Annotated in this window: 16 protein-coding genes and 3 pseudogenes; 11 read left to right on the top strand and 8 right to left on the bottom strand. The window is 72.3% G+C overall.

Annotated elements, in window-relative coordinates; translation table 11 throughout:
• The 10 genes and pseudogenes from BJF79_RS11530 to BJF79_RS11490 all read left to right on the top strand — a co-directional run.
• Positions 1–411 (top strand): DNA translocase FtsK (locus BJF79_RS11530; RefSeq protein WP_316043326.1); only part of this gene is annotated, 411 nt, incomplete at its 5' end.
• A 189-nt stretch (positions 412–600) separates the two neighbouring features.
• The gene (locus BJF79_RS11525) at positions 601–1,353 is read left to right on the top strand and encodes a helix-turn-helix domain-containing protein (RefSeq protein ID WP_075896958.1); all 753 of its coding nucleotides are present in this window, start codon (positions 601–603) and stop codon (positions 1,351–1,353) included.
• A 62-nt stretch (positions 1,354–1,415) separates the two neighbouring features.
• Positions 1,416–2,837 (top strand): 30S ribosomal protein S12 methylthiotransferase RimO, encoded by a 1,422-nt coding sequence (gene rimO, locus BJF79_RS11520; protein ID WP_075896956.1) that lies wholly within the window; start codon positions 1,416–1,418, stop codon positions 2,835–2,837.
• A 20-nt stretch (positions 2,838–2,857) separates the two neighbouring features.
• Positions 2,858–3,439 (top strand): CDP-diacylglycerol--glycerol-3-phosphate 3-phosphatidyltransferase, encoded by a 582-nt coding sequence (pgsA, locus tag BJF79_RS11515; protein WP_262401867.1) that lies wholly within the window; start codon positions 2,858–2,860, stop codon positions 3,437–3,439.
• Positions 3,391–3,630 (top strand): annotated as a pseudogene (locus tag BJF79_RS66740) (DUF1990 family protein); the annotation flags it as partial. The gene pgsA and the pseudogene BJF79_RS66740, both read left to right, overlap by 49 nt.
• Positions 3,631–3,647: 17 nt before the next feature.
• On the top strand, positions 3,648–3,962 hold the full coding sequence (locus tag BJF79_RS59420; protein WP_410050073.1) for a DUF1990 family protein: 315 nt from the start codon (positions 3,648–3,650) through the stop codon (positions 3,960–3,962).
• A 535-nt stretch (positions 3,963–4,497) separates the two neighbouring features.
• Positions 4,498–5,784: a CinA family nicotinamide mononucleotide deamidase-related protein gene (locus BJF79_RS11505; protein ID WP_075896952.1), complete on the top strand. Its 1,287-nt coding sequence runs from the start codon at positions 4,498–4,500 to the stop codon at positions 5,782–5,784.
• 111 nt (positions 5,785–5,895) lie between these two features.
• The gene (locus BJF79_RS11500) at positions 5,896–6,249 is read left to right on the top strand and encodes a helix-turn-helix domain-containing protein (RefSeq protein WP_075896964.1); all 354 of its coding nucleotides are present in this window, start codon (positions 5,896–5,898) and stop codon (positions 6,247–6,249) included.
• Between the two features lie 206 nt (positions 6,250–6,455).
• Complete coding sequence (locus BJF79_RS11495) at positions 6,456–6,923, top strand: Dps family protein (protein ID WP_075896950.1); 468 nt, start codon at positions 6,456–6,458, stop codon at positions 6,921–6,923.
• 133 nt (positions 6,924–7,056) lie between these two features.
• Complete coding sequence (locus BJF79_RS11490) at positions 7,057–7,557, top strand: hypothetical protein (RefSeq protein WP_143219850.1); 501 nt, start codon at positions 7,057–7,059, stop codon at positions 7,555–7,557.
• On the opposite strand, the gene BJF79_RS11485 is transcribed toward BJF79_RS11490, so the two are convergent.
• The 8 genes and pseudogenes from BJF79_RS11485 to BJF79_RS11450 form a co-directional block, all read right to left on the bottom strand.
• Positions 7,544–8,431, bottom strand: coding sequence for a LysR family transcriptional regulator (locus tag BJF79_RS11485; RefSeq protein ID WP_075896948.1), 888 nt, complete (start codon positions 8,429–8,431; stop codon positions 7,544–7,546). The genes BJF79_RS11490 and BJF79_RS11485 overlap by 14 nt on opposite strands.
• A gap of 394 nt (positions 8,432–8,825) precedes the next feature.
• Complete coding sequence (locus BJF79_RS11480; RefSeq protein ID WP_075896946.1) at positions 8,826–9,608, bottom strand: DNA-formamidopyrimidine glycosylase family protein; 783 nt, start codon at positions 9,606–9,608, stop codon at positions 8,826–8,828.
• Between the two features lies 1 nt (position 9,609).
• Complete coding sequence (locus BJF79_RS11475; protein ID WP_075896944.1) at positions 9,610–10,560, bottom strand: hypothetical protein; 951 nt, start codon at positions 10,558–10,560, stop codon at positions 9,610–9,612.
• A 234-nt stretch (positions 10,561–10,794) separates the two neighbouring features.
• The gene (locus BJF79_RS11470; protein ID WP_075896942.1) at positions 10,795–11,259 is read right to left on the bottom strand and encodes an RrF2 family transcriptional regulator; all 465 of its coding nucleotides are present in this window, start codon (positions 11,257–11,259) and stop codon (positions 10,795–10,797) included.
• Between the two features lie 157 nt (positions 11,260–11,416).
• Positions 11,417–12,881, bottom strand: a pseudogene (locus BJF79_RS66735) (glycoside hydrolase family 3 protein).
• An 11-nt stretch (positions 12,882–12,892) separates the two neighbouring features.
• Positions 12,893–13,813 carry a carbohydrate ABC transporter permease gene (locus BJF79_RS11460; RefSeq protein ID WP_187356986.1) on the bottom strand — a complete coding sequence of 307 codons (921 nt, stop codon included), beginning with the start codon at positions 13,811–13,813 and terminating at the stop codon, positions 12,893–12,895.
• Positions 13,810–14,781, bottom strand: a complete 972-nt coding sequence (locus BJF79_RS11455; protein WP_075896940.1) for a carbohydrate ABC transporter permease — start codon at positions 14,779–14,781, stop codon at positions 13,810–13,812. Before BJF79_RS11455 ends, BJF79_RS11460 begins: the two co-directional genes overlap by 4 nt.
• Before the next feature lie 135 nt (positions 14,782–14,916).
• Positions 14,917–16,164 (bottom strand): extracellular solute-binding protein, encoded by a 1,248-nt coding sequence (locus tag BJF79_RS11450; protein ID WP_075896938.1) that lies wholly within the window; start codon positions 16,162–16,164, stop codon positions 14,917–14,919.
• 255 nt (positions 16,165–16,419) lie between these two features.
• Here BJF79_RS11450 and BJF79_RS11445 point away from each other — a divergent pair.
• Positions 16,420–17,639: pseudogene (locus BJF79_RS11445) on the top strand (ROK family protein).
• Positions 17,640–17,698: the final 59 nt, after the last annotated feature.

The raw sequence follows: 17,698 nt of genomic DNA, 5'->3' as shown, positions 1-17,698 counted from the left end.
GACGCGCTGTTCCTGCCGATGGGCGCGAGCAAGCCCATGCGGCTGCAGAACGCCTACGTGTCCGAGAAGGAGATCACGACGGTCGTCGGCCACTGCAAGGGGCAGATGGAGGCGTCCTACCGCGACGACGTCGGCGACGCCGCCAAGCCGAAGAAGGAGATCGACGAGGAGATCGGCGACGACATGGACCTGCTCGTCCAGGCGATCGAGCTGGTCGTGTCGACGCAGTTCGGGTCCACGTCGATGCTGCAGCGCAAGCTGCGCGTCGGGTTCGCCAAGGCGGGCCGGCTGATGGACCTCATGGAGAGCCGCGACATCGTCGGTCCGAGCGAGGGATCCAAGGCGCGCGACGTCCTCACCAAACCGGACGATCTGCCCGGAGTGCTCGCGGAAATCCGCGGCGGCGCCTAGAAACGGGTGTCTCGCCGTTGATCAGCGGATACGCGCGGGACGGCGGCGCACAGCGGACGATCATGACGGAATGATGCGAAATCTTGCCCACATTCGAACGCGTTGCGAGTCGCACGGCGGGCATGCCCCTTCCTAGACTGGACCCACGAATGTGGGATCGGTCATAGTCGCCCCCGAAGGAGGCTCGGCGTGAGCATCGGAGAGACCCTGGCGAATGAGCGACAGCGAGCCGGTCTCTCGGTGACTCAGGTGAGTCTCCAGACGCGGATCCGGGAGACCGTGATCCGCGGCATGGAGGCCGACGACTTCGCGCTCTGCGGCGGCAACTTCTACGCGCGCGGCCACATCCGCAGCGTCTCCCGGGTCATCGGCATCGACCCCGAACCGCTCGTCGCCGAGTTCGACGCCACGCACGGCGGCGCGCCGCAGCCCGTCTCGGCCGTCTCGGCGTTCGAACCCGAGCAGCCCGTCCGCGAGTTCCGCGAGCGCCGCCCGCCGAACTGGAGCGCCGCGATGGCGCTCGCGCTCGCCCTCGTGGTCGTCTACGCGGTCGTCCAGGTCGTCGGCCAGGACGGCGAGCGGCGCACCGCCAAGCCCGTCGCCGGGACGCCCGCCGCGTCGCCGTCCGCGTCCCCGTCGGACGCCCCCACCAAGAAGAGCGACCCCGTCGCCGCCGCGCCGCGCACGGAGGTGGACGTGCGCGCCACCGCGAACCGCACCGTGTGGCTGCGGGTCCGCGACGGCGAGGGCGAGGCGCTGTTCACCGGCATCATGCGCAAGGGCGACGAGAAGCGGTGGACCGCCGACAAGGAGATCGACCTCGTGATCGGTGTCGGCGGCGGCGTCGACCTGACCGTGAACGGCAAGGACCTCGGCGCGCCCGGCGAGGGCGGGGGAGTGCAGCGGCTCAGTTTCGACCGCGACGATCCCCGAGCGGCGTGAACGGGACATGACGGTCGGCCCGCCGGTCCCCACGGGGGCCGCCGACCATTACCTTAGGGGGCATGTCCACTCGCCGTAAGGTTTCGCTGATCACGCTCGGTTGCGCCCGGAACGAGGTCGATTCCGAGGAGCTCGCCGCCCGCATCGAGGACTCGGGGTGGGACCTGGCGGACGGGGCGGACGGCGCCGACGTCGTGGTCGTCAACACCTGCGGCTTCATCGAGGCGGCCAAGAAGGACTCGATCGACACGCTGCTGGCCGCGCACGACTCCGGCGCCAAGGTCGTCGCGGCCGGGTGCATGGCCGAGCGGTACGGCAAGGAACTCGCCGACGCGCTGCCCGAGGCCGACGCCGTCATCGGCTTCGACGACTACGCCGGCATCGGCGAGCGGCTCGACGACGTCCTGGCCGGGCGCGCGCACACCCCGCACTCCCCGCGCGACCGCCGCACCCTGCTGCCGATCTCCCCGGTGGAGCGCGGCTCGTCCGCGTCCGCCGTCGCGATCCCCGGGCACGGCGGGTCGGGCGACCTGCCGGACGGCGTCGCGCCCGCGTCCGGCCCGCGTGTGCTGCGGCGCCGGCTCGGCGGCGGCCCGGTCGCCCCGCTGAAGCTGGCGTCCGGCTGCGACCGCCGCTGCACGTTCTGCGCGATCCCCGCGTTCCGCGGCGCCTACGTGTCACGGCCGCCGGAAGAGGTCCTGGAGGAGGCCCGGTGGCTCGCCGGGCACGGCGTCCGCGAACTCGTCCTGGTCAGCGAGAACTCCACCTCCTACGGCAAGGACCTCGGCGACCTGCGCGCCCTGGAGAAGCTGCTGCCCGGCCTGGCGGCGGTGGACGGCGTCGAGCGCGTCCGCGTCAGCTACCTGCAGCCCGCCGAGACGCGCCCCGGGCTCATCGAGGCGATCTGCGCCACGCCCGGCGTCGCCCCGTACTTCGACATGTCGTTCCAGCACGCCAGCGGCCCGGTGCTGCGGTCGATGCGCCGGTTCGGCGACCGGGCGCGCTTCCTGGAACTGCTCGACCAGATCCGCGCGCACGCGCCCGAGGCGGGCGTCCGCTCCAACTTCATCGTGGGCTTCCCCGGCGAGACCGAGGACGACTTCGAGGAGCTCGCCGAGTTCCTGTCGGCCGCGCGCCTGGACGCGGTCGGCGTGTTCGGCTACTCCGACGAGGAGGGCACCGAGGCCGCGAAGCTGGACGGCAAGGTGGACCCCGACGAGGTCGCGCGGCGCGTCGAGGAGCTGACCGGGCTGGCCGACGAGCTGACCGCGCAGCGCGCCGAGGACCGCATCGGCACCGAGGTCCGGGTGCTGCTCGAAGAGAAGACCGACGACGGCTTCGAGGGCCGCGCCGCCCACCAGGCTCCCGAGGTGGACGGCACGGTCCTGGTGCGCGGCGCGGGGCTCGCGCTCGGCGAGATCGTCGCCGCCCGCGTCGTCGGGAGCGACGGCGTCGACCTGATCGCCGACGCGGGCGCGCCGTGACGGCGGGCGCGGACGATCCGGTGGCCGACGACCGGGAGACGCCCCCCGCCAGCATCTACAACATCGCGAACCTGCTCACCCTGCTCAGGATCGCGCTCGTCCCGCTGTTCTTGTGGGTGCTGTTCCAGGAGGGCACCGGCTGGCGGCTCGCCGCGTTCGCCGTGTTCGCGGTCGCGTCGATCACCGACAAGATCGACGGCGACATCGCGCGCGCCCGCGGCCTCGTCACCGACTTCGGCAAGATCGCCGACCCCATCGCCGACAAGGCGCTGACCGGCGCCGCGCTGATCAGCCTGTCGATCCTCGGCGAACTCTGGTGGTGGGTGACCGCCGCGATCATCGTCCGCGAGATCGGCATCACGCTGCTGCGGCTCGTCGTCATCCGCTACGGCGTCATCCCGGCCAGCAAGGGCGGCAAGCTGAAGACGATGCTCCAGGTCATCGCCATCGGCCTGTTCATCCTGCCGGGCCCGCTCGACCCGATCCGCTGGGCGACGATGGCGGCCGCCCTGGTCGTCACCCTCGTCACCGGCGTCGACTACATCGCCCAGGCGTGGCGCCTCCGCCACGGCCGCACCCGGCCGCAGGGGGAGAGCGCGTGACGGCGGACACGTTCACTTACCCCGAGGTCGGGGCGACCCGGGACGGCGTCCGGCCGGAGGGCTACCGGTACTTGCGGGTGCGGACGCGCGTGGGCGAGGGCCCGGACGCGCTGCGGGCCGCCGCCGACGCGGTCATGGGCCTGCGGATGCACCGCGCGCTGCCCGCCCGGGTGCGCGCGTCGCGCCGCGCGCGAGCCGGGGGGCGGACGTGGAGGTCGCCGTCGGGGGTCGGGCCGCTGCGGCTGCGGGCGCGTGCGGGTGGTGTGGAGCGACCGAGGACGAGCGGCGCGCCGGCTTCGGCTACGGGACGCTGCCGGGGCACGCGATGGCGGGCGAGGAGTCGTTCGTCGTGGACATCGACGGCACGGGCGCGGTGTGGCTGACCATCACCTCGTTCAGCCGACCCACGACGGCGGTCGCACGGCTCGCGGGCCCGTTCGCGCCGGTGTTCCAGCGGCTCTACGCCCGCACCTGCGGCATCGTGCTGCGCGGGCTCGTCAAGCGCGGACACGCCCGGCACTGACTCGTCCGGTACCGGATCCATCGGGACGGACGAGGCGAGCAGCGGCGGCGGCGCCCGTCGGAACGGAGCGGGCCGCGGGACCACGCCCACCCCGGTCGTGGTCCCGCGGCCCCGTTCGCGGTGCCCCGCATGAACAATTATCCCTGCGATTAGGGGTGCTACGCGAATCGCGCGGATGAGTTTTGACTCACAATATGACGCTCACTTCTACCTAATGTGGGACGAGACGTCCCGGGCGGGCCTGCCGATATGCCGTCCGGGCGCGCTCCAAGTCGCGCATGACGTGCACGTATGACGAGCGGGTGAACGCTATGTGCACCGGATGGTTTTCTTCGGCGAGGAATAAGCGACCGCGCGGCCGGAGGACGACTTCCGGGCGAATCGTGAACTTCGTCCCGATTCGCCGGTGCGGGCGTCCGTCCGGCGTCCGTCCGGCGTCCGTCCGGCGTCCGTCCGGCGTCCGTCCGGCGTCCGTCCGGCGTCCCGCCGTCGGTGGCCGGAGGTAGATTCGGGGACCTGATCGGGAGGGGACGGGATGCGCGTCGAGCTGCTCACGGTCGGGGACGAACTGCTCCTCGGCGACACGATCAACGGCAACGCCGCCTGGCTGGGGCGGCGGCTCGCCGACCACGGCGTGGAGGTCACCCGCAGCGTCGTCGTCGGCGACGAGACCGGCGTGATCATCGAGGCGGTGACGGCCGCGCTCGGCCGCGCCGACGCGGTCATCACCACCGGCGGCCTCGGGCCCACCTACGACGACCTCACCCGCGACGCGCTCGCGGAGGCGGCGGGCGTCCCGCTCGTCCGCGACCCGGACCTGGAGGCGCGGCTGCGGGAGCGGGTCGCGGCGGCCGGCCGCGAACTCCGGGACATGGCGCTGCGCATGGCGGACGTGCCGGAGGGGGCCGGGCTGCTGCGCAACTCGGCCGGATCGGCGCCGGGCCTGCGCGTCGAACTGCCCGGCGGCGTCGTGTACGCGCTGCCGGGCGTCCCGTTCGAGATGCGCACGATCATGGACGAGGTGGTGCTGCCCGAGCTGGCCGGGCCGCCCGAGGTCGCCCGCCGTACCCTGCGCACGGCGGGCGTCTGGGAGTCGGTGCTGGCGACGCGGCTCGCCGAGGTCGAGGCCATGGACGGCGTCCGGCTCGCGTACCTGCCGCAGCCCGCGGAGGTGCGCGTCCGCGTCACCGCCGCCGGGACGGGCGCGGCGGAGCGCCTCGCCGCGGTCGAGAAACGGATCCGCGAACTTGCCGGCTCGGCCGTCTACGGTGTGGAGGACGAGACGCTCGACCGCGTCGTGCACCGGCTGCTCGCGGAACGTTCCGCGACCGTCGCGGCGGCCGAGTCGCTCACCGGCGGGCTGATCGGCGCCGAGCTGACCGCGATGCCCGGTTCGTCGGCGACGTTCGCGGGCGGCGTGGTCGCCTACGCCACGGACCTGAAGCGCCGCCTGCTGGACGTCCCGGGCGACCTGCTCGCCGAGCACGGCGCCGTCCACCCGGACGTGGCGGCGGCGATGGCGGCGGGCGTCCGCGACCGGCTCGGCGCCACGTACGGGATCGCGGTCACCGGCGTCGCCGGGCCGGAGCCCCAGGACGGCCGTCCCGTGGGAACGGTCTATATCGGCGTGGCCGGACCCGGAAATATGCGCATCGTGACATGCCCGAAACTCCCCGTGCCGGGCGCCGGTCCCGAGACCCGCGACGTCATCCGCCGGATGACCGTCGTTCACGCGCTTGACCAGCTCAGACGTGCTTTGCTCGAACTCGGCGCGGACGCCGGGGCCGAGTTCGTCCGGGATGATCGGGAAGAGTCGGGCTGATTACAGCGTTACGTTGCGAGCGAACACGAAATCAACGGTCTGCCATGGTCACCGTCAAGCCAGGTACGGTGGAAGTGGCAGATGGTCCGAACTGAGGGAGGGAGCGAGACGATGGTCCTGCTTCGCCAGCTGCTCGGTGACGTACTGCGGCAGCTGCGGCTGCGCCAGGGACGCACCCTCCGTGAGGTGTCCGCGGCGGCGCGGGTTTCCCTCGGTTATCTCTCCGAGGTGGAACGAGGGCAGAAGGAGGCTTCTTCGGAACTGCTCTCCTCGATCTGCAAGGCCCTGGGAGTGCCGCTGTCGCACGTCCTGAGGGACGTCGCGGATCAGCTCGCCCTCGCCGAGCTGCAGCACGAGCCCGTCATGGCGGGTGCGCCCGAGCACGAGCGCATCCCCGCAGAGAGCATTCCGGAGACCCCGGAGGGGATCACCGGCGAACTGCGCGCCGACATGGTCGCCGCCTGACCGGCGGGCGGGGGCGTCCCCGCATCCGCCTGCCCGGCGGCCCTCACGGGTCGGCGGGCGATCGCCCCTGCCGGGGCGCGGCAGCCCCGGCCGGCCCACCGGCCGAACCGGCCGCGGGTGTGCGCGGCCTCACGGTTGGGCCCGGCATAGCGGGGGATCCTTCCCGGTTGTAACGGATAACCGTAACGACGCGGAAGGAGCCCACAATGGCGGCGGTCAAGAGCCCGCTTAACGAGACGGCGCAGAAGGTCGCGGGGAACGCATTGCAGGGCGCCCTCGTCGACCTCATCGATCTGGCGCTGGTCGCCAAGCAGGCGCACTGGAACCTGACCGGTCGCAACTTCAAGGTCGTGCACGAGCACCTGGACGAGGTCGTCGACCTCGCCCGGCAGAGCCAGGACGACGTCGCCGAGCGCGCCGTGGCGATCGGCGTGAACCCCGACGGCCGCGCCCGCACGGTCGCCGACCGCACCGAGCTTCCCCAACTCGAAGCGGGTTACCTCGCCGACGACAAGGTCGTCAGCGCGGTCACCGACGTCCTCGCCCAGATCATCGGCCGCTTCCGGAAGCGCATCACCGACACCGACGAGCCCGACCCGGTCACCCAGGACCTGCTCATCGGCATCACGCACGGTCTCGAGAAGCAGCACTGGATGTTCCAGGCCCAGACCTGACCCTTCGAGCCCGCTCGTCGCGGGCCGACCCCAGAACGGCGAAGCCCCGGTCCGCACGGACCGGGGCTTCGCCGTCCGTACCGTCGGATCCGCCTTGCGCCCGGGCGTTTCATGGTGATGATGGAGAATGGGGATGCGGACGACCGGCGCCATCGGCGCCCTCGCGGCGGGCGTCACGGTTCTGGTGACGGGTGCCCACTGCGGCACGGTGGAGGCCTGCGCGCTGATGGGCTCGTTGCCGGGGATCCGCGTGGACGTGCGGCCTCCGGACGCCGCCCAGATCGGGTCGGCCGCACTGCGGGTGTGCTGGGACGGTTACTGCGATAAGGCGAAGCTGGAGTTCAGGCCGTCCAGTACGAGCGTCCCGCTGCCCTGCGAGGGCGACGAGCCCGACGCCGTGTGCGGTGCCTCCGCGTCGCCGGACGGCGGCAAGACCGCGTTCGCGAAGCTCCGGGAACTCCCGGAGGAACCGGTCGAGATCATGATCGACTTCGCGGACGCCGACGGCGACGGGGTGGTCGGCGCGCGGCTGCGGGTGACGCCGGAGGCGACGTACCCGGCGGGCCCCGACTGTCCCAAGAGCGAACCGCAGGTGCGGGTGGTCCTGGAGAACGGGAAGCTCACCGAGCGCTGAGCCGGTCGACCACGGTCTCGGCGAACTCGACGGCGAGCGGGCTCAGCGCGTCCCAGCTCCGCGCCGCCCACCCCGCCGTCAGCGGCGGCAGCTCCGGAATCGGGATCAGCCGGACGTCCCCGGACCCGTCGCCCCAGCCGGGGAGCGCGGGCAGGATCGCGTGACCGAGGCCGAGCTCGGCGAGCAGCAGCGCGGTGTCCCAGTCGGCGACGCTCGCCGTGGACGCCAGCCGCAGCCCGTGACGTTCCAGGCGCATCTCCAGATGGACCCGGGACGTGGAGTGCTCGGGCAGTTCGATGTGCCGGATCTCCGCGAGGTCGGCGAGCGCGATGGACGTCCGGGCGGCGAGCGGGTCGCCGGTGCGGACGGCCAGCACCCACGGCAGTTCGCACGACGCCCGCTGCTCGACGCCGTCGACCGGCGGCCCGACCGTCACCCACGCGAGGTCGGCGGCGTGCGAGCGGACGGCCTCCAGGCACCGGCGGCTCGACCCCGCGGTCTCGAACTGCAGGGCGACCTCGGGATGCCGCTCGCGGAACGCCACGACGCCCCCGGCCATGAAGTGCCGCACGGTCGTGGCGCCCGTCGCGACCCGCACCGTCCCGCCGACGCCGCGCCGCAGATCGTCCAGCAGGCGCAAGGCCGCGTCGAGGCCGGACAGGCCGTCGGCGGCGGCCCGCCGCAGGACGCGTCCGGCGCGGGTGGGCACGACCCCGCGCGGCCGCCGTTCCAGCAGCACCAGCCCGGTCTCCCGCTCCAGCCGTTTGACGTGCTGGCTCACCGCCGACTGGCTGCACGAAAGGTCGCGCGCCACGGCGCTCAGGTTGCCCGCCTCGCAGACGGCGACGAAGACGCGCAGATCGTCCAGAGTCACGTGCTCCAAGCTAGACCTTTGGTTTGGTTAAGAAAACCCGAGAATTGACTTGGGTGTATGCCGGTTCGATGATGGTGATCGCGGGCGCAGGATCCGGCGACCCGCACGAAGCGGCGACCCGCCCGGTATCCCGGGCGAGCCGGGCGGGCGCCGACCCCGGACCGACGGCCGCGGCCGACGCGCGGACTCCACGACGCGACGCGTTCGTCGAGGTCGGGGCTGCGTCCGGCGGACGGTCGCGCCGACAGCGACCCCCGGGCTGGTTGGGGCTTCGCCTGTCGGAGATCGAGTGGGTCGGTGTGCGCCGGGCATCGGGAGCGTGGTCGGCGGACGGTCGCGCCGACAGCGGCCGCCGGATTGGGGGGCGGGATCGTCTATCCGGAGAGCGCGTGGGTCAGGGTTGGCAGTGGGGGCACCAGAAGGTGACGCGTTCGCCGACGTCGGATGCTTGTCCGGCTCGGCGGATCGGGGTGCCGCAGCGGCGGCAGGGGCGCCCGGCGCGGCCGTAGACCCAGTGCTCGTGGCCGCGGCGACGGTCGCCGGTCGTGATGTGGCCGTGGCGGTCCTTGTTGGCGTCCAGCAGCCGGTGGGCGAGGTCGACCAGGCCGGGCATGTCGGGAACGTCCCGGACGGGCGTCCAAGGGTTCACACCGCGCAGGAACAGGACCTCGGCCTTGTAGACGTTGCCGATGCCGGCCGTCCGCGTCTGGTCCAGGAGCGCCTCGCCGACGGCCCGGCCGGGTTGCGCGGTGAGCCGCGCGACGGCCTCGGCGGCGAGTTCGGGACCCCACGCGAGGTCGAGCAGGTCCGGCCCGAGGTGCCCGACGGCGCCGTCCTCCTCGGCGGTGCGCAGCAGTTCCACCAGGCCGAGCGAGCTGCCGACGGCCTGCCATTCGGCGTTGCCGAGCACGAGCCGCACCCGGTGGTCGCGGGGGACCGGGCCCGCGCGCCGCACCTGCCAGCGTCCCTCCATCAGCAGGTGCGTGTGGACGGTCACGCCGCCCTCCACCCGGATGAGCAGGTGCTTGCCGCGCGACACGACCTCCAGGACGGTCCGGCCCCGCAGGTCGACCGTGGCGAGGCGGGGGACGCGGAAGTCCGAGCGCGTCAGCGGGCGCCCGGCGAGCGCCTCGTGCAGCCGCCGGGCCGCGAGCCGGACGACGTCCCCCTCCGGCACGTCACCGTTCCCAAACAGTGTTCAGGAGTGGGTCTTGGACCCTGGTCCTGGTTCTGCGCGCGTCCCGAACGGTGTTGGATGCGCTGGTCGCTCGCGTTCTTTGTCCCGTCCGGGGGCGTGCATCGTGTGCAGGTTCCGGGCCGGGGTGGCGGGTTTCCTCACGTCCCGGGGTTTCCGGTTCGGTCTGGACGGTCCGATGCCCCTGCTCATCGCTCCGGTGGGCAGGGGGCGGTGCCGTCCGTCGCCGGATCGGGTGCCCCAGGGCGCGTCGCCCGACCGCGATGCTCGCCGCGTCGTGCCGGGAAACCTCACGGTCAGGGGTGCGCATCGGCTGCTGCCAATGCTGCGCACCCCAGCGAGACGTGTACGCCGGATCAACAACCACGATCGCCAAGCCCTGCTCCGCGGCCATCGAGGTCAGCCGGGCTTGGAGCCTGCCGGTGGGCAAGCCGGAGATCAGCTGCCGGAACCGCTTGCGGCGGCCGTGCTTCTCTCGCGTCTTGTCGGTGTCGACACCAACGATCCCCCCGGCCCGGGCCGCCTCCAAGGGAAGTGCAGGGGCGGGGCGGCGTTGCCAGGACGCGGTGAGGTACCAGCGGCCACGGTCAACAACGTGGTGGATGCGGTAGGCCACCGCTCGGTCCGCCTCCACACGGTCCGCCCACTCGGTGCCCCGGTGGGGGAAGGTGGCGCGGGCGGACAGGACGTACCGGCCGTGCGCCGCGTTCGCCAAATCCGTCAGCGGGGTGGGCAACCGGATCGACACCTCACCCTCGGGGGTGAGGCGCTTGAGGCGGGTACTGATCGATACCCCTGACGGGCCCGCCGCCACGAACGGCGGCGTGAGCGCACGCAACCCGTTCTCGGCTCCCCTGCTCCGGTGCTGCTCGCCGGGGCGGGCCTGCTCGTCGCGTCCGGGCGTGCCGTGGCCGGTGGGCGTCTCGGCGGCCACCCCACAATCGACAGCGGCACGCGACATGACCAATACTTTAAGTGACGGCGCTCGAACGTGCAATCGACACGCCGTCCCGCGAACTGTTCCGGGACCTCATCGCTAGCCAAAGGCCGCACCCGGTGGCCCTGCTCGAGTCGCCCGCCACGGCACGTGAGCAGGAGCCCGTACACGGACACTCCTGACCGTCCATGGACACTCATGAGCACTTGACCGGCCGACAGCTCGAACCCCTTAGATCAGCGATCCGCTCTCCCACGCCGACGGGTCCTCGGTGAGGGCGCGGACGGGGTCGGGCAGCTTCCCCTCGGCGATGTGCGCGAGGGTCACCCGTTCGAGGATGGCGCGCTCGCTGGCGCGCAGCGCGATCCACACCTCCTGGAGGGAACGCGCGGGCCCTTCGTAGCCGACGTGCTCGGGCCGCTCGCCGCGCACGCCCAGCAGCGGGCCGTCGATCGCCCGGATGATGTCGGCCAGGGCGATCTGCTCGGCGGGCCGGGCCAGCCAGTAGCCGCCCTCGGGGCCGCGCTGGCTTCGGACGAGGCCGGAGCGGCGAAGCTGGCCGAGGATGTTCTCGAGGAACTTGGGCGGGATCTGCTGGGCCTCGGCGAGCTGGACCGCGGTCACGGGATGACTCCCGGCCACCGCCAGCTCCGCGGCGGCACGCAACGCGTAGTCGACCCGGGCGGACAATCGCATGGTCGTATTATCCCTTGTCACTCGGACTGGTCGGGCGTTCGCGGGTGACCGATGCGGAAATGGAGCGTGGTGCGCCCGCCGGAACCGGGCCGTTGTCCGGCGGACGCACCACGGGCAGGAGGCCCCGCGAGCCGAATCCGGCCCGCGGGGGCGGTGGTCAGGCCGTCGCGTCCGGTGCGGGGACGAGCCCGAGCAGCTCGGCGGCCGCCTGCGCGTTGGCGGCGGCGGCGCCGTAGGTGGCCAGGTAGACGGCCGAACCCGGCCGCCAGACCGGCAACCCCATCTCGACGACGACGGTGTCGGGGCGGGCCGTCAGCAGCGCGGTGGTCAGCGACCGCTGGGCCGGATGCCGGTGCGCGTCCCGCAGGACGACGACGAGCCCGCGGCCCTTGGCACGGTCCAGGACGCGGTCGGCGTCGCCGTCCGTCCCGGCCGCCCGGACGGCGTCGGGCGCCCACGGGTGCAGGCCCCAGGGCGTCGGGCCGACCGCGATGTTGCCGGACGACTCGACCTCGACGACCAGCGGCGGAGTCCCGGCCCAGCCTGGGAGCGCTCCCGTCACCCGCACCGCGCGGCGCGCGCCTTCGAGCCCGGCGTCCCGGTCGGGCGTCGCGGGGGTCTCGCCGGACAGCCACCGGCGGAGCGCGACGGTGCGGTCGGCGGCGTCCCGCAGCCGGTGCGGCGACAGCCGCCCGTCCCGCACCGCCGCCTCGACGGCCGCGAGCGTCGCGCGGAGCGTGTCGGCGTGCTCGTTCGGGCCGAGGCACAGCAGGTCGGCGCCCGCGATGAGGGCCCGGACGGACGCCTCGGGGATGCCGATCGCGCCGCTGGCGCCGCGCATGTCGAGCGCGTCGGTCACGATGCGCCCGGGTAGCCGAGCCGCTCGCGCAGCAGCCCGGTGATCGCGGCGGGGGACAGCGTGGCGGGCAGCCCCTCGGTGATCGGCGGCACGTTGAGGTGCCCGGTCATCACCGCGCGGGCGCCGGCGTCGATCGCGGCCCGGAACGGGACCAGCTCGCGGCGGTCCAGCAGCTCCAGGTCGGCGTCCACCAGCGGGACCGTCAGGTGGGAGTCGACGACGGTCGCGCCGTGCCCCGGGAAGTGCTTGGCGCACGCGGCAACGCCCGCCTCCTGCGTCCCGGTAACGGCCGCGGCGGCGTGTCGCGCGACGAGCGCGGCGTCGGAGCCGAACGAGCGGGTGCCGATCACCGGGTTGTCGTCGGCGGTGTTGACGTCCACCGACGGCGCGAAGTTGAGGTTGACGCCGACCTCGGCCAGCTCGGCGCCCATCGACCGGAAGATCCGGCGGTCAGCTCCGGATCGTCGACGGCGCCGAGCGCGGCGTTGCCCGGGTAGGGGCTGCCGGTGGCGTGCCCGCCGAGCCGGGTGACGTCGCCGCCCTCCTCGTCGATGCTGACCAGCGGGGCGCCCGCGCCGCGCATCCGCGCGGTGAGCGCGGCCAGCGACTCGGGGCTCGGCACGTTGCCGGTGAGGGCGAACAGGGTGACGCCGCCGAGCCCGCGCTCCAGTTCGTCCAGCAGCCAGCCCGGCGCGGTGGCCCCGGGGAAGGACGGCGAGAGCGCCGCGCGGGCGAGGCGGGTGATCTCCCCGGTGGTGGCGATGTCGTCGGTCGTCACCCCTTCACCGCCCCGGCGGTCAGCCCGGTCACCATGCGGCGCTGGACGATCAGGAAGAAGATGATGACGGGAATCGTGAGCAGCGTCGACGCCGCCATGATGGGCCCCCAGGAGTTGCCACTGCGGCCGAAGAAGAACTGCAGCATGATCGGCAGGGTGTACTTGTCCTGGTCGTCCAGGAAAGTGAAGGCGAAGATGAACTCGTTCCACGCGGTGATGAACGAGAAGATGCTGGTCGCGACCAGGCCGGGCGCGACGAGCGGGAGCATCACCCGGAAGAACGTCCGGATCGGGCCGGCGCCGTCGATGGCCGCGGCCTCCTCCAGTTCGCGCGGCACCGCCGCGACGAACCCGCGCAGCATCCAGATCGCGAACGGCACCGCGAAGCCGATGTAGACGACGAGCAGGCCCCACATGCTGTTGAGCATGTTGAGCTGCTTGAGGTCCAGGAACAGCGGGATGACCAGGGCCTCCAGCGGGACCATCTGGACGATCAGCAGCATCACCAGGAAGGTCGTGCGGAACCGGAAGCGGAACCGCGCGACGGCGGTCGCCGCCAGCAGCGCCAGCAGCCCCGAGACCAGGACGGTGCCGAGCGCGAGGAGCGCGCTGTTGCCGAAGTACTTCCAGAAGGAGACCTCGGCGACGGAGCCGTTGACGATGACGTCGAAGTGTTCCAGCGTCGGGTCGGTCGGCAGCGGCTTGGGCGTCGAGCTGAAGATCTCCTCGTTCGGCTTGAAGGCGGTGGACGCCATCCAGAACACCGGGAAGATCGCCAGCACGAACACCACCACGCCGATGGAGTTCCAGGTGATCTTCGAGAGCAGCTTCTTGCGGCCGGACCGTCCCGTGCGCGCGGACGCCCCCGCGGGCCCGCCCTTGCGCAGGACGGCCGGTGCCTTGAGCGGCGCGGTCATCGTGTCTCCCCCTGACGCACCATGACCCGCACGTACAGGGCCGTGACGATGAGCAGGATCAGCGTGAGCACCAGCGCGATCGCCGAGCCGTCGCCGAGCTTCGGATTCATCGAGCCGAACGCCTCCGAGTACGCGTACAGCGAGAGGTTGAAGGCGTCCCGGTTGGCCATCCCGGCCATGATGAACAGCTGGGTGAACACCTTGAAGTCCCAGATGATCGACATGACCAGCACGACCAGGAAGATCGGCTTGAGGATCGGGTAGGTGATGCTCCAGAACGTCCGCCACGGGCCGGAGCCGTCGACGCGCGCGGCCTCGTACAGCTCGCTCGGGACGCTCTTGAGCCCGGCGAGCACGGACACGGCCACGAACGGGCACGCCTGCCAGACCACGCAGATGGTGAGGACGGTGTAGGTGGGCAGCGGCTTGGAGAACCAGTTGTAGCCGAGCCAGTCGCCGCCGACCAGGAAGTCGGGGAGCAGGTCCAGCGTCCAGTTCACCAGCCCGCCGGTCGTCCCGAACAGCCAGGTGAAGATGATCGCCGCGGTGATCGGCGGGGTCGCCCAGGCGACCATCACGCCCCCGGCGACCAGGTTCGACATCCTCTTGCCGAGCTTGTTGAGCAGCAGCCCCACCAGGGTGCCGATCACCATGGTCAGCGACACCGCCACGACGGCGAACAGCACCGTGTGCTTGAAGGTCGTCCAGAAGAACGGGTCTCCGAGGATGTCTTTGAAGTTCTCGAGCCCGACCGATTCGGCCGGCTCGCCGCGCAGCTGGCGGGTGCCGACCTTCTGGAACGACATGATCCCGATCTGGATCATGGGCCAGAACATCAGCACGGCGATCACGACCACGGTGGGCGCGATCAGCAGATACGGCCCGAAGCGGGGCCGGCGGCGCGGGCGCGAGCGACCGGCGGATCTGCGGCCGGGCGGTTTGCGCACCGCGGGAGCGGTGTCGAGCATGGGCGGTTCCGTTCAGGAGGGACGGGCGGCCGTGTCTTGTCCGGTGGGAGCGGCGGGGAGCGTCCGGACCGGACGCGTCCGGGGTGCGGCCCCCGCCGCGCGCGCGTCGTGCGCGCGGCGGGCAGGGACCCGGTGTCACGGGTTGAGCAGCGTGTTCGCCTGCTCGTTGGCCTTCTTCATCTCGGCCGCGGCGTCGCCGCCCTGCATGATCGCCTTCAGCGTGTTCGGCAGCACCTTCTTGGCCTGCTCGAACTCGGCCCAGCCGGCGGTCATCGGCGGGAACTTGGTGTTCTTGGCGATGTCGGTGAAGATCGCGAGCTTGGGGTCGGAGAACGACACGTCCGAGCGCATGGACGAGAAGCCGCTGTAGTCGGCCCACGCCTTGGCGTGCTTCGCGTTGTTCAGGACCTTGATGTAGTCGAAGGAGACCGTCTTGTTCGCGGTGTCGCGCCAGACGGCGACGTCCGAGCCGCCCGCCATGACCGGGGCGTTTCCGCCGTTCTTGCCCGGGATCGGGAAGACGGCCCACTTGTCGGCGTCGTCGGGCGAGATCTCCTTCAGCTGCTTCAGCGCCCAGCTGCCGTCGAAGTACATGCCGAGCTTGCCGAGGGCGAAGTCGCGCTGCGGGCCCTCCAGCTCGTTCTTGCCGACGTACTTACCGGAGTCGTCGAGGCCCGCGTAGTACCCGGCCGCCTCGACCGCCTGGGGCTGGTCGAGCCTGCCGGTCCACTTCTCGCCCTCCTTGACCGCGACCTCGCCGCCGTTGCCCCAGATGAAGCTGATGATCGCGTTCGTGTGGTCGCTCGCGACGCCGATGCCGGGGACGTCCTTCTCGTCCTCGATCTTCTTGGCGGCGGCGGTCAGGTCGGCCCAGTTCTTGGGCGTGGCGATGTCGAGTTCCTTGAACCAGTCCTGGCGGTACCAGACGCCCCGGACGCCGCCGTACCACGGCACCGCGTACGTCTTGCCGTCCGCCTGGTCGTTCTCCAGCGCGGTCTTGTTCAGGGTCTTGCCGTCGGCCCAGTCGCCGAACAGGTCGCTGATGTCGGCGAGGTTGCCCTGCTCGATGTGGGACTGGACGTCGGTGTTGCCGAGCTCGGTGACGTCCGGGCCCTCGCCGCTCGCGGCCGCCTTCTGGAACTGCGTGGCCACCTGGGGCCACGGAACGTACTTGATCTTGACGTCGGTCTCGGGGTGGACCTTCTTGAAGTCGGCCTCGACGGTGTCGAGGAACTTGGTCTGCTCGGGCGTGCCCTCGCCCATCATCCAGACTTCGAGCTCGGCCGGGACCTTCTCGCTCCCGCCGTCGTCGCCGTCGCCGCCGCAGGCCGACGCGGCCAGGACGATCGCGGCCGCCGTGGCCGCCATCTTGATGTACTTCACTGGGGGGTTCCTTTCCGGCATCGCCTCGCGCGGCCTTGTGGCCTGCGGTGTGAGCGGGGCACCCGGACCCTTTAAGGTCCGGTCATGCCCCCCTCGCAGTCGCATGGTTCGCGGGCGCCCTGCTCGCCGCTCGGCGCTCTGCGCGCGTCCACCGGTCCCGGGTAGGGGCCGGTCGGCGCTTGGGCGTAAACTAACAAGAAACTTTCCTAAACAAAACCGCCCGTTAGCGGATTGAGACATCGAGGGGTGCCAAGCATGGCCAGACGCCCGGGAACGCCGCGGCTGCTGCGGGAGCTGAACGACCGCGCGGCGCTGGACCTGCTCGTGGAGCAGGGGCCGCTGACCCGTGCGCAGATCGGCGAGCACACCGGGTTGTCGAAGGTCACCGCCTCCCAACTGCTGTCCAGGCTCGAGGAGCGGGGACTGGTGGCGGTGGTCGGGGAGCAGGCCGGGGGGCGCGGCCCGAACGCCGCCCTGTACGCCGTGGTGCCGTCGAGCGCCTATGTCGCGGGCCTCGAAGTGGGACCGGCGGGGGTCACCGCGGGCGTCGCCGACATCACCGGCCGGATCGTGGCCCAGGTTACCGTCGATCCGAACGGAGCGGACGATCCGGTCAAAATGGTACATAGTGCAGTGGTGAAGGCGTGCCGGTCGGCGAAGGTGGCGGTCGGACGGCTGAAGGCGTTCGTCATCGGCACCCCCGGCGTCGTCGACCCCGGCTCCGGCGACGTCCAGTTCGCGTTCGACCTGCCGTCCTGGCACGAGGGCGTCCTGGACGCGCTGCGCACCGACCTGCGCCGCCCGGTCACGATCGAGAACGACGTCAACCTCGTCGCGATCGCCGAGCGCGCCTACGGCGCCGCCCGCGACGCCGACGACTTCGCGCTCATGTGGTTCGACCGCGGCATCGGCCTGTCGGTGATGCTGGGCGGGCGGCTGCACCGCGGCCGCTCCGGCGGCGCGGGCGAGATCGGCTACCTGCCGGTCCCGGGCGCGCCGCTGCCGCTCGGCGCGGCCCGCCGCCGGCGGGACGAGGGGGTCACCGAGTCGCGGGCCTGGGGCATCCCGGCGCTCGCCGGCGGCTACGGCTCGCTCGTCGGCGCGGACGCCGTCCGGGAACTCGCGCACGAGCACGGCATCACCGAGCCGACCGCCGTGGAGTGCGTGCGCGCGGCCGTCGCCGACGAGGAGCGCGGCGGGGCGTTCCTGGACGAGCTGGCCGTCCGCATCTCCTACGGCGTCACGTCGGTCAACATCGTGCTCGACCCCGGCCTGGTGGTGCTGTCCGGGCATCTCGGGCTCGCGGGCGGCGCGCCGCTGGCCGCGCGGATCGAGCGGGCCGTGGGCCGGCTCAGCCCGACCCGTCCCCGCGTCGCGGTGACCGAGGTCGAGGGCGATCCGGTGCTGCGCGGCGCCCTGCACGCGCCCTGGAACAGGCCCGCGACGACGTCTTCTCAGCTCCGCAGGAGGACTGAGCCCGCCCCGCCGAAGCGCGGCCCGCGCCGCGTCCGCGGCCGAGCCCCGCGCCGCGTCC

It is taken from the genome of Actinomadura sp. CNU-125 (genome assembly GCF_001942465.1).
GTDB lineage: Bacteria > Actinomycetota > Actinomycetes > Streptosporangiales > Streptosporangiaceae > Spirillospora.
The sequence above is the reverse complement of the archived record's forward strand: the minus strand, read 5'-3'. Positions and strand labels throughout refer to the sequence as shown.